The 11,349-nt window shown below is 69.5% G+C and carries 12 protein-coding genes; 4 read left to right on the top strand and 8 right to left on the bottom strand.

From position 1 onward, the window contains the following. Nucleotides 1–118: 118 nt before the first annotated feature. Nucleotides 119–733, bottom strand: a complete 615-nt coding sequence (locus C5B96_RS12080; RefSeq protein ID WP_104245610.1) for a TetR/AcrR family transcriptional regulator — start codon at nucleotides 731–733, stop codon at nucleotides 119–121. A 125-nt stretch (nucleotides 734–858) separates the two neighbouring features. Here C5B96_RS12080 and C5B96_RS12075 point away from each other — a divergent pair, with 125 nt between their 5' ends. Continuing rightward, on the top strand, nucleotides 859–1,422 hold the full coding sequence (locus tag C5B96_RS12075) for an NAD(P)H-dependent oxidoreductase (protein WP_104245609.1): 564 nt from the start codon (nucleotides 859–861) through the stop codon (nucleotides 1,420–1,422). 110 nt (nucleotides 1,423–1,532) lie between these two features. Here C5B96_RS12075 and C5B96_RS12070 read toward each other — a convergent pair whose 3' ends face one another. From C5B96_RS12070 to C5B96_RS12055, 4 genes are read right to left on the bottom strand one after another with little or no spacing between them, the layout of a single operon-like run. After that, entirely contained in the window at nucleotides 1,533–2,786 is a 1,254-nt protein-coding gene (locus C5B96_RS12070; RefSeq protein ID WP_104245608.1) for an ABC transporter permease, read from the bottom strand. Continuing rightward, complete coding sequence (locus C5B96_RS12065) at nucleotides 2,783–3,493, bottom strand: ABC transporter ATP-binding protein (protein ID WP_104245607.1); 711 nt, start codon at nucleotides 3,491–3,493, stop codon at nucleotides 2,783–2,785. Before C5B96_RS12065 ends, C5B96_RS12070 begins: the two co-directional genes overlap by 4 nt. Next, nucleotides 3,490–4,545, bottom strand: a complete 1,056-nt coding sequence (locus C5B96_RS12060) for a peptidoglycan-binding protein (protein WP_146078166.1) — start codon at nucleotides 4,543–4,545, stop codon at nucleotides 3,490–3,492. The genes C5B96_RS12065 and C5B96_RS12060 overlap by 4 nt, the downstream gene beginning before the upstream one ends. Then, nucleotides 4,542–5,243 (bottom strand): hypothetical protein, encoded by a 702-nt coding sequence (locus tag C5B96_RS12055; RefSeq protein WP_146078165.1) that lies wholly within the window; start codon nucleotides 5,241–5,243, stop codon nucleotides 4,542–4,544. Before C5B96_RS12055 ends, C5B96_RS12060 begins: the two co-directional genes overlap by 4 nt. Nucleotides 5,244–5,465: 222 nt before the next feature. Here C5B96_RS12055 and C5B96_RS12050 point away from each other — a divergent pair, with 222 nt between their 5' ends. Genes C5B96_RS12050 through C5B96_RS12040 form a run of 3 tightly spaced genes read left to right on the top strand, consistent with a single transcriptional unit; the run spans nucleotide 5,466 to nucleotide 9,237 of the window. Further along, on the top strand, nucleotides 5,466–6,149 hold the full coding sequence (locus C5B96_RS12050; RefSeq protein WP_104245604.1) for a (2Fe-2S)-binding protein: 684 nt from the start codon (nucleotides 5,466–5,468) through the stop codon (nucleotides 6,147–6,149). Continuing rightward, nucleotides 6,146–7,132 carry a xanthine dehydrogenase family protein subunit M gene (locus C5B96_RS12045; protein ID WP_104245603.1) on the top strand — a complete coding sequence of 329 codons (987 nt, stop codon included), beginning with the start codon at nucleotides 6,146–6,148 and terminating at the stop codon, nucleotides 7,130–7,132. The genes C5B96_RS12050 and C5B96_RS12045 overlap by 4 nt, the downstream gene beginning before the upstream one ends. Further along, the gene (locus tag C5B96_RS12040) at nucleotides 7,129–9,237 is read left to right on the top strand and encodes a xanthine dehydrogenase family protein molybdopterin-binding subunit (RefSeq protein WP_104245602.1); all 2,109 of its coding nucleotides are present in this window, start codon (nucleotides 7,129–7,131) and stop codon (nucleotides 9,235–9,237) included. Before C5B96_RS12045 ends, C5B96_RS12040 begins: the two co-directional genes overlap by 4 nt. Nucleotides 9,238–9,262: 25 nt before the next feature. Here C5B96_RS12040 and C5B96_RS12035 read toward each other — a convergent pair whose 3' ends face one another. From C5B96_RS12035 to C5B96_RS12025, 3 genes are all read right to left on the bottom strand, one after another. Next, a complete protein-coding gene (locus C5B96_RS12035; protein ID WP_104245601.1) occupies nucleotides 9,263–9,904 on the bottom strand; it encodes an alpha-ketoglutarate-dependent dioxygenase AlkB in 642 nt (213 codons plus the stop codon). 322 nt (nucleotides 9,905–10,226) lie between these two features. After that, nucleotides 10,227–10,673 carry a nitroreductase family deazaflavin-dependent oxidoreductase gene (locus C5B96_RS12030; protein ID WP_104245600.1) on the bottom strand — a complete coding sequence of 149 codons (447 nt, stop codon included), beginning with the start codon at nucleotides 10,671–10,673 and terminating at the stop codon, nucleotides 10,227–10,229. Next, complete coding sequence (locus C5B96_RS12025) at nucleotides 10,670–11,152, bottom strand: MarR family winged helix-turn-helix transcriptional regulator (protein WP_104245599.1); 483 nt, start codon at nucleotides 11,150–11,152, stop codon at nucleotides 10,670–10,672. The genes C5B96_RS12030 and C5B96_RS12025 overlap by 4 nt, the downstream gene beginning before the upstream one ends. Between the last annotated feature and the right edge of the window lie 197 nt (nucleotides 11,153–11,349).

The raw sequence follows: 11,349 nt of genomic DNA, 5'->3' as shown, positions 1-11,349 counted from the left end.
GGGGGGGGTGGTGGGGGGGGGGGGGGGGGGGGCGCGGCGCTCCGGGGGCGCTGCGGCAGGCGTGGGGTCAGTCATGGGCGGGCTCCTTCAGGTAAGGCAAGCCTAACCCCGCTCGGGTTCAGGATGCCCGGGGCGCCGTGACGCGACGCACGATGTCCTCCCAGCCGTCGGCCAGCCGCTCGAGCGACAGGTTCTCCGCGCGGTTCTCGTGCAGCACCAGAGTCGCGTCGAGCGACGCCAGCAGGGTGAACGCGAGCACCACCGGGTCACTGTCGTACCCGGCTTGGTTCAGCAGAATCTGCACATGCATGGCGCTGGCCGCCCGCGGCGGGGAGGCATAGCGCAGCTCGGGGCTGTTCTCCGCCGCACGCAGCAGGTCGCCCTGAACCCCCAGCAGCGCCATGCGCTCCCGGCCGAAGGCGACCAGGCGTTCGACCGGATCGGCTCCCGGGCCGAGCGGCGGCGGCCCGCCGATGAAGCGGGCCTGGAAGTCGGCCTCGATCTCGTCCATCAGCCCGAGCATCAGCCCGTTGCGCGAGCCGAAACGGCGGAAGACAGTTCCCTTGCCGACGCCCGCCTCGGCGGCGAGCCCGTCCATGGTGAGGCCGTCGACCCCCCGCTCGGCGAGAAGGCGGCGTGCTGCGCTCAGGATGAGCGCGCGGTTGCGTACGGCGTCGGCTCGCTCGGGCGCGGCGGCCCGGGCGAGCGGGAGCGGGATCGGCCGGGCATCCATGCTCCGACGCTAGCACCCGGGCGCTGGAGCCACTCGGCGACGAGGGAATAAACGGACTACGGTCCGGTTAGACTGGATGACCGAACCAGCCACCCGCCCGGTGTGGCCCAACGCTAGGAGCAGCAATGTCAACCTCGATCCTCGTTCTCGTCGGAAGCCTCCGCGCCGGCTCGACCAACCGCCAGCTCGCTGAAGCCGCGCTCGAGGTCGCACCCGAGGGCGTCGACCTCGCGATCTTCGAGGGCCTCGCCGACATCCCCTTCTACAACGAGGACATCGACGTCGAGGGTTCGGTTCCCGCCGCGGCCGTCGCCTTCCGTGACGCCCTCGCCGCCGCCGACGCCGTGCTCGTGGTCACCCCCGAGCACAACGGCACCATCCCCGCCGTGCTGAAGAACGCCATCGACTGGGCCTCGCGCCCCTTCGGCGCCAGCGCGATCTCGGGCAAGCCGCTCGCCGCGATCGGCAGCGCCTACGGCCAGTTCGGCGGGGTCTGGGCGCAGGACGAAGCGCGCAAGGCCCTCGGCATCGCCGGCGCCGCGGTGCTGACCGACGTCACCCTCTCGATCCCCGGCTCTGTCGTGCGCTTCGCCGAGACCCACCCGAGAGACGACGCCGAGGTCGCCGCGCAGCTCGAGGCCGTCGTGCGCGACGTCGCCGCGGCCGCCGCCCCCCAGGCCGCCGCGTAACCGCCCCGGCGCCTGCCGGCAGCTGGTGCGAGGGGACGCAGAACGTCGCGAGCGAATGCTCATGAAACAGTTTGGGTCCCCTCGCACCCCTCGCGACCCGATGCCCCGGGTCAGCTGGAGCGCAGCGCCACGGTGGGCGGCACACGTGCCGCACGAAGCGCAGGGTGCAGCCCCGCCAGAACGCCGACAACGACCGCGACCGCCGGGTAGAGCAGCACCCCATAGAACGGGAGCACCGGCACCTGCCCGCCGAACAGCGCCACGGCCAGCACAGCACCGGCGCCGAGCATCCAGCCCAGCACCCCGCCGACACCTGCGAGCAGCACCCCTTCGAGCAGGAACTGCCGGGCGATGTGGCCGGGCCGCGCGCCGAGCGCCCGCCGCAGCCCGATCTCACCGCGCCGTTCGATCACGGCGACGACCATCGTGTTCGCGATGCCGATCGCCCCGACGAGCAACGCCACCGCCGCCAGAGCCAGAACGAGCAGCGACAGACTGTCGTCGACGATCGCGCGGGATGCCGCGAGCGCCGATGCACCCGAGACGCTCACCGCTCCCGACCTCGCCGGATCGACGGTCGGCGCGAGCACCTGTCGCACCTCTCCCAACCGGTGCGATTCGGTGCTGATGGTGAGCGAGACGATGTGGCCGGCCTCCGAGCCGGCTGTGCCTCCGGCCGACGTGCTGCGGTCGACCCAGAGGGCCTGCTCTGCCCACCGGTCGCCGAGCAGCACCGAACTATCGAGGCCGCCCACGAGGGGCCGAGGGTTCAGGATGCCCGTCACGAGGTACCACTCACCGCCGACCCAGAGACGCTGCCCGACGTCGCCGACGCTGAGCAACCGGGCTGCCTCCGAGCCGAGAACCGCCTCGGGCAACGACCGCCCCGCCTCGTCGAACGCTCGACCAGCCTCGAACGACGACCCGACCGCCGCGAAGTAGTCCGGAGCGACGGCCACCACCTCGAGTCCATTCGTCTGGCCGGCAGGCACGAGATCGCTCTTGTAGGCGTGAACCCGGTTCGGCACTGCCCTCACGACGGCCACCGACTCGACCCCGGGGATGCGCGCCGTCATCGCCGGCGCGGACTCGCGCAGGTAGGCCGGAGCATCGTCGACGCCGACCGCCGGTGAGACCACCAGCAGGTTCGCGCCCTGGGCATCGAGGTCGGCGAGCACGTCTGCCTGGTTCGTGGCAGAGAGACCCGTGATCGCTGTCAGCGCCGCAATGCTCACGGCGATTCCGAGCGCGGAGAGCGCCGAGCGCGCCGGTCGCGATGCGACGCTGCGGGCAGCCGATCGCCAGGCATCGGTCTGGCGGAGGCGAGACGGGGGAACCGCCCGGGGCCTCGACCGACGGTTCACGCACGCACCTGGTCATCGACCAGCCGGCCGTCGCGGAGGTGGATGCGCCGACCGAGCGACGAGGCGATCTCCCGATCGTGGGTGACGACGACGACCGCGGTTCCGGACTGCGCGATCTCTCGCAGCAGGTGCATCACCGTGGCCCCGGCCTCCGAGTCGAGGGCACCGGTCGGCTCGTCGGCCAGCACCAGCGCGGGTTCACCGACCAGGGCGCGGGCGACAGCGACCCTCTGCTGTTCTCCACCCGAGAGTTCGGCGGGGCGATGGCGGCGTCGCGTGGCGAGACCGACACGATCGAGCGCCGCGTCTGCACGGAGCCGCCTCTGACGAGCCTCGACGCCGCTGTAGAGCAGCCCGAGCCCGACGTTCTCGACCGCGCTGAGCGTCGGCAGCAGGTGGAACTGCTGGAACACGAAACCGATGTAGCGGGCACGTACCGCGGACCGAAGCCGGTCACCCATCGCCGAGACGGCGAGGCCCGCGATGTGCACCTGACCGCGATCGGGAACATCGAGAGCGCCCATCAGCGCCAGAAGACTGCTCTTGCCCGATCCGGAGGCCCCGACGAGCGCCACGATCTCTCCCGAGGCCACGCTGAGACTCACGTCGTCGACCGCCCGTACCGGGAGTGCTCCCCCGTATTCGCGGCTCACCCCGGTCAGCCGCAGCACGGGGTCGACAGCTCCGGGGTCGAGCAGACCGCTCATCCGACGACCACCACCCGGTCGTTCTCCGAGACGTCGCCCGCGGTGATCTGCGCCCGCGAGTCGGCGACGAGCCCGACCTGCACGGGAACGGTGCGAGGCGGGCCGCCGACGACGTCGACCTCGACCGCGTATCCGCCGTCGGCCAGCGCGACGAGGGCCGTCACCGGCACCACGAGCGCGTTCTCCGCTCCTCCGACGCCCACCGTCACGCGCAGCGCGGGCAGTCCGATTCCCTGTACGACCGAACCATCGGCGAAGTCGACGCGGGCCGAGGGCGCTGTCGGTTTGGCAGGGTCGGCGGTCGGTGCCCCGCCCGGGTCGATCACCCCGATCGTGGCCGGAGTCTCGGTGCCGCCCGGCAGTCGAACGCTCACGGGCATCCCCGGCGCGAGTTGCGAGAGTTGGTCGGCTGAGAGGCCGATGCGGCCGTGGATGCCCGGATCGGTGTACGACAGCACCGCACCCGCGGCACTCCCCCCGACGAGCCCTGTCACGGTGTTCACCCGCACAGACGCGGCTGCCACCATCACCACGTCACCGGGCGCGATCACGCCCGTTCGCTCACGGCCGAGCGACTTCTGCCACGCTTGGATCGCGCGCTCCGTAACGGCGGTGAAGGTGTTGTCGACGGTCAGGTTCTCACCGAACCCCAGTGCCACGAGGTTCTGTTCCACCTCCTGCACGTCGGGGCCGTCGCGCACGCCGGCCTCCACCGCCCTCCAGAGCGGCCTCTCACCCAGGAAGCTCAGAACAGCGTGCCCATCGACCTCGTAGAGGGCCTGGCCGGTCGTCACGATGTCGCCCGGGTGTGGCAGGCGCGTGAGCATCCCCTCGACCCCCACCAGCGTGGTCGGGGTGGAATATTCGAGCTGCGCACTCAGCACCAGCTTCGCGGAGAGGGACGTGCGCTCGACGACGGCGGTCGAAGACGGCGGCACCGTCGGCGCATCCTGCCCGGACCAGGGATGTGTGAGCGCGACGGTCGCCCCACCTCCGCCCACCAGAACCAGCATCACCGTGGCGACGACCACGACCCGCAGGGGCCGCCTCACGGCACCGGCGTGGAGTCGGGATCCATCGCAGCGAAGATGAGGTCGGTCACCTCACTGGACCACGACGCCTCGTACGCGCCGCCGAACTGCGGCATCGAGACGGTGATCGCTCCGCCGCTTCCGTCGCCATCGGTGCCTGCATCGCCCGTCGACGACTCAACCGCGGCGAACGCGGTCGCACACGCTGTCACCACGGCGAGGAACTGTGCCTTCGTCGTGCCGGCGGGAACGACGAGCTTGCCCCCGGCGGCGGCATCGGGGTCGGGGAATTCGGCGAGCCCGTTCCCGCGCGCGCACGCTGCGAACGCTCGGCCCTGTTTCAACAGACCGGCTACGAGAGCAGGATCGTCAGCGTCGGCACGCGGATGATACGCGGGCACATCGGCCCTGCACTTCGTCTCTGCTGCGGTGTAGACGCTGCCCGGTCCGGAGCCGAGATCGAAGGAGGTGTCGCCGTCTTCACCCGTTGCACCGGTGGGCCCGACTTCGATGCTCACGCCGACGTAGCCCTCGTCGTCGGTGAACACACCCGCAATCCCCTCGGCGATGAGACAGTCGCTGTAGGCCTTGGCGGTCTCCGGCGAATTGGCAGCCCCGCTGCCCGCGGGCTGGCCGTCTGAGGTACACCCGGCGAGCGCGAGAACCAGCGCGACCGGAAGCGTCAGGGCGAATAAAGAACCGCGGTGCGGAGCCGTCACGGGTGTCACCTTCCATCGATTCGACGAATCGTCTCGAAAGAGCATACGAGCAATTCTCATTTTCTGGTCGCGGAGCGAGCGACAAGGGGGGAACTGTCAGGAAAGCTGTTGCGGCGCGCGCACGCGAGCGCGAAGCGCTCGACCCGGGCAGGGCGCTAGACCCCGGCGGGGCGGGGGCGCAAGCCCCTGACCCCAGCGCGAGCGCGCGCGTACCGTCGACGCATGGAGCACGCCGTCGACGTTCTGCCCACGACCGATGAGTCCGCCGCCACCGCGAGCGCGGGGCCGCCGACCACCCGGGTGACGCTCGACGTCAACGGCTCCGAGCATCCACTCGACATCGACAACCGCATGAGCCTGCTCGACGCGCTGCGGGAGAAGCTCGCGCTCACCGGCTCGAAGAAGGGCTGCGACCACGGCCAGTGCGGGGCGTGCACCGTCTTGATCGACGGGCGGCGCGCCAACAGCTGCCTGACACTCGCGGTCAGCGCAGAGGGCAGTGCGATCACCACGGTCGAGGGCCTGGCCGACGATGAGGGGCTGCACCCGGTGCAGCAGGCGTTCCTCGATCGCGACGCCTACCAGTGCGGCTACTGCACGCCCGGCCAGATCTGCTCGGCGATCGGGATGCTGCGCGAGGCTCGTGCGGGCTGGCCCAGCCATGCGACGCACGACGTCGCCCTCGACGGCGTGGTGCTCGACGACGACGAGGTTCGCGAGCGGATGAGCGGTAACCTCTGCCGCTGCGGCGCCTATGTCAACATCGTGCCCGCCGTTCTCGACGCGGCAGAGGGGTCGGCGATGCGTGACGCGGCCGACAGCCACGCAGCCCACGCACCAGACGTACCAGACGCATCCGTCACCCGCGGCACCACCGCACCCGACACCACGGCGGCGACCCGGTGAAGACGTTCGAGTACGAACGGGCGACCTCCGTGCGCTCCGCCCTCACCTCGCTCGGCACGCCCGGCACGAAACCCCTGGCCGGCGGCACGAACCTCGTCGATCTGCTGAAGCTGGGCGTCGAGCGCCCCGACCTGCTCGTCGACATCAACCGCCTCGATTTCGGCGGCATCGAGCCGACCGACGACGGCGGCCTGCTCATCGGCGCCGGCGTGCGCAACAGCGACCTGGCCGCCGACCTGCTCGTTCGCACCCGGTTCCCGTTGCTCGCGAAGGCGCTGCTCTCCGCTGCCTCCGGCCAACTCCGCAACATGGCCTCGACCGGCGGCAACCTGCTGCAGCGCACCCGCTGCACCTACTTCATGGACACCACCAAGCCCTGCAACAAGCGCGATCCGGGTTCTGGATGCCCGGCGATCCCCGGGGCGTCGCGGGAGCTCGGCATCCTCGGCGTCTCGAACGACTGCATCGCGACCCACCCCGGTGACATGGCCGTCGCGTTGACCGCCCTCGGGGCGATCATCCACGTCGACACCCTCGACGGCCCCACCTCGTTCGAGATCGGGGAGTTCTACCGCCTGCCGGGCGCCGACCCCACCCGCGACACCAACCTGCCGGCCGGCGCGCTCATCACGGCGGTCGAGATTCCCGGCCTGCCGTTCGGGGCCGTCTCGACCTACCGCAAGGCCCGCGACCGGGCGTCGTACGCCTTCGGCCTCGTCACCGTGGCTGCGGCTCTGGACGTCGAAGACGGGATCGTGCGCGACGTGCGGATCGCCCTCGGTGGCGTCTCGCACAAGCCCTGGCGTGCATCCATCGCCGAGGAGTCGCTGCGCGGAAAGCTCGTCACCGCACGCAGCTTCGAGGCGGCGGCAGACGCCGAGCTCGCCGCGGCGACGCCGACCGAACAGAACGCGTTCAAGGTGGCGCTGGCGAAGAGGATGCTCGTGGGCACCCTGCACGAACTGGCGGGAGGCCACGAATGAGCATCGACGCACCGGCAGTGCTCGGCGAGCCGATCCCCCGCCTGGAGGGGCGGCAGAAGGTCACCGGCGAAGCCCTCTATGCCTACGAATATCGTGCCGACGAGGTGCTCTACGCCTGGCCGGTGCAGTCCACGATCGTCACCGGGCGCATTCTGCGCCTGCACACCGACGTCGTGCTCGCCATGACCGGCGTCGTCGAGGTGCTCACGCACCTGAACGCCCCGAAGCTGGCCGATGGAGACGACGGTGAACTGCTCGTGCTGCAGTCCGACCGCGTCGCCTACCGCGGCCAGGTGGTCGCGCTCGTGCTCGCCACATCGATCGACACGGCCCGCGAGGCCGCAGCCGCCCTGGACGTCGACTACCAGAACGACGGCCTCGACGTCGAGCTGTCGGCCGAGCATCCGAAGCTCTACGCACCCGAGGAGGTGAACGCCGGCTTCGCGACAGACAGCGAGCAGGGCTACGTCGACGCCGCGTTCGCGACCGCCGCCTTCACGACCGACGAGGTCTACACGACGCCCGCACTCTTCAACAACCCGATGGAACCCCACGCCACGCTCGCGGCCTTCGACGGCGAGCGCCTCGACGTGCGCGACTCGTCGCAGGGCACGAGCTCTGTGCAGCAGACGCTGTCGACGATGTTCGGCCTCGACCCGGCGAACGTGCGCGTGCGCTCGGAGCACGTGGGCGGCGGCTTCGGGTCGAAGGGCTCGCCGCGCCCGAACGTGATCCTCGCCGTGATGGCGGCCCGGGTGACCGGCCGGCCCGTGAAGATCGCGTACACCCGGCAGATGATGTTCGCACTCGCCGGCTACCGCACACCGACGATCTCGCACGTGCGCCTGGCTGCCAATGCAGACGGCCGTCTCACCGCGATCTCGCACCAGTCGTACACGCAGACCTCGACGATCCAGGAGTTCGCCGAACAGGTCGCCGAGCCCAGCCGGCACCTCTATGCCGCACCGAATCGTCTGATGACGCACCGCCTTGCCGCCCTCGACGTGCCGACCCCGCGGTGGATGCGGGCGCCCGGCGAGGCCCCCGGCGTCTACGCCCTCGAGTCGGCGATGGATGATCTGGCCACCGTGTCGGGCATCGATCCGGTCGAGCTGCGCATCGCCAACGAGCCCGACGTCGACCCCGAATCGGGCACTGCGTTCAGCAGCCGCAACCTCGTCGGCTGCCTGCGCCGCGGCGCGGAGCTGTTCGGCTGGGCGGAGCGCGACCCGCGGCTGGGCATCCGCCGTGACGGCCGCTTCCTCGTCGGAACGGGCGTCGCTGCGGGAATGTACCCCGCGATGACGTCGGCGAGCGGTGCTCGCGTGCGAGCGCTGCCCGGCGGGCGGTACGAACTCGGGGTCAACGCCACCGACATCGGCCAGGGTGCACGCACGGTGATGGCACAGATCGCAGCCGACGCGCTCGGCGTGCCGGTCTCCGCGATCTCGGTCGACCTCGCCGACAGCACTCTGCCGAAGGGCCCCGTGGCCGGGGGTTCCTCCGGCACGGCGTCGTGGGGCTGGGCCGTGACGAAGGCCTGCGAACGGTTGCGCTCGGAGCTCGCGGCGGGAGCGCCCGTGCCGCCGGAGGGCTACGAGGTCGAGGTCGAGACGTCGGTCGACGTCGACGCGATGGCGCCGCTCGCCCGCTTCGCGTTCGGTGCGCACTTCGTCGAGGCGCGCGTCGACCTCGACTCGGGCGAGGTGACGATGCCCCGGATGCTCGGGGTGTTCGCCGCGGGCCGCATCCTGAATGCGCGCACCGCCCGATCGCAGTTCTTGGGCGGCATGACGATGGGGCTGTCGATGGCCCTGCACGAGCGGGGCGAACTGGATGCGGTGCTGGGCGACTACGCGAACCACGACCTCGCGACGTACCACGTCGCCGCCAACGCCGATGTGCGCGACCTGCGCGTGGAGTGGCTGGAGGAGGAGGACCGCCAGCTGGCGCCGATGGGCGGCAAGGGCATCGGCGAGATCGGCATCGTGGGCACAGCTGCGGCCGTGGCGAGCGCCGTGCGGCACGCGACCGGCGTGAAGGTGCGCGACCTGCCGATCCAGCCCGATCGCCTCATCGGTCAGCTCCCCCCGCGCTTCCTCTAGCCTGCCGCACCCTCTGGGCCCGGCCTCAGGCCGCCAGCCGCTTCCAGTAGGGGCGGAACTGGATGCTGATGCGGGGCCCGACGGCCTGCTTCGTCTTCAGGATGGCGTGCTCGTAGGTGCGCTGGCAGCTCCCGCCCATCACGAGCAGGTCACCGTGGCCGAGGGCGAAGCGCTGCGTGTCTCCCCCACCCTTCGGCCGCAGCGACAGCGTTCGGGCAGCCCCCACAGAGACGATCGCGACCATCGTGTCGCGATCGATCGCCCGGCCGACCCGGTCGCCGTGCCAGGCCACGCTGTCGTCGCCCGTTCGGTAGAAGCAGAGCCCTGCGGTTTCGAAGACCTGGTCTTTCGGGCGGGTGTAATGGTCGTTCAGATCGTTCTGCGCCCTCTCGAGCACGGGGTCGGGGAACGCCGCCTCCGGCCCGAACCACGACACGAGGCGGGGAACCTCGACCACCCGGTCGTACATCTCGCGCTTGTCGGCCTGCCACGGAACATGCTGGGCGAGCCGCTCGAAGAGCGCATCCGAATTGCTGACCCAGCCCGGCCTGATGTCGAGCCAGGCCCCCTCGGTGAGCTCGATGCGTTGCACCGAACGGCCGAGCGGTTCGAGCTCGGGCTCGGCGTCGAGGTCGTCGAACAGGGAACTCTGGAAGGTCAGACTCATGCCCGCCAGCCTACAGACATTCGAACATATGTACTGGGTATCTGCTTAGGTCAAGTGCGCGGCCGGCTCGAAAGTTAGAGCCTCAAGGACGCGAGGCCATCTTGAAGCGTGGTGCAGGTGTCGCAGTTACGGAGCCGCAACCGCGCAATCTATCGAGCGTTGTGCACGGGCGCCCCGACCCCAGCATTGGCGTGGCTAGTAATCCAAGCGACAGGCCGCGCGCTGGCCGTCCGGCTCACGGGCGGCGTCAGAAGGCCTTTGACGTATCGTGTAGCGCCACCTGTTGACCGCACAATATCCGACCTGGATCGATGGCCAGGGCTCAGTGGTCCGTTTCGATTTTGAACACCACGCATCGGGGCGCGGCGGCTTCGAAATCGTCCGGGCCCGCGTTCTCGCCGGCCTCAAAGATTCGGGCGGCTACCTTCCGGCCTTGACTGTGCTGATGCCAGTATGCCCGGAGGACTTGGCCGCGCTCGTTCTCGGGAAGCTCAACAAAGGTGACCTCTTCTGGTTTGCGACCCTTTTTGATCTCGCCTTTACCCGCTGCGCGGACGTTTTTGACCCATTCCATGCGTTGACCGGCGACGAGATACCGAAATCCATTCAGATCGACGATAGAGACGGGTGTTGAGCGTGGCTGGCCGCTGACTCGACCTCGGACGGTCAGGATGCGCGGAGGTCCGGCGGGGATGCCGATCCCGTTGAGAAGTTTCACAACTAAGTTGCCGTATTTCAGCATCGGCGGGAGATCGGGGCGGTTCTTCATTGGTTCTCCTCCTGGGAAGATCGTTTGTCGTAGATCAAGATGGCGTCGCCAATAGCGTGGAGCACTCGTTGAGTGGTTTCGATGTCGTCAGGGTCGATCCCGGCTGCGACGTGTGCGGCCCATGGCTTCGCCCGACGAGTCGCCGAGCCGAGGGCGTCCCGGCCCGCGGAGGTGATCTCTACGAGTTGCGCGCGTTTGTGATGCGGATTCGGTTCCAGAGACACGAGGCCGTCACGTTCGAGGCCGTTAACGATGCGCTGGACATTTTGACGAGACACTCCCAGATCGCGAGCGAGCCACGCGACGGGGCGCGACGGCCCAACGCCAATGGCCCCGAGCACCTGCCACCGCGCTGACGTCAGTCCGAGGTCCGCCACCAGGCCATCGCCTGAGGTCGACAACAAATTGCCGAGCTGAAAGACGCCAAGGATTACATCTTCCAGCGGAGAAGAGCGACCTTGAAGTTGCGGGACTTGCATAGCTCACAGGTTACGGCAACTGGTTGTCAACATGACACTAGGGTACCCAATGTTGCGATCTCGAGCAGTCGTCCAGTTGATGTACCTGCAAGACCTTGTTACTACAGTGATCTACTGTCCGTTCGGATACGGGGTGCCCACTGAACGATCGTCCATCGGACTCGATCGAGGACCCTTCCATTAGGTAGACTGATCTA

The sequence above is a fragment of the Subtercola sp. Z020 genome (assembly GCF_002931235.1).
Classification (GTDB): Bacteria; Actinomycetota; Actinomycetes; order Actinomycetales; family Microbacteriaceae; genus Subtercola.
The sequence above is the reverse complement of the archived record's forward strand: the minus strand, read 5'-3'. Positions and strand labels throughout refer to the sequence as shown.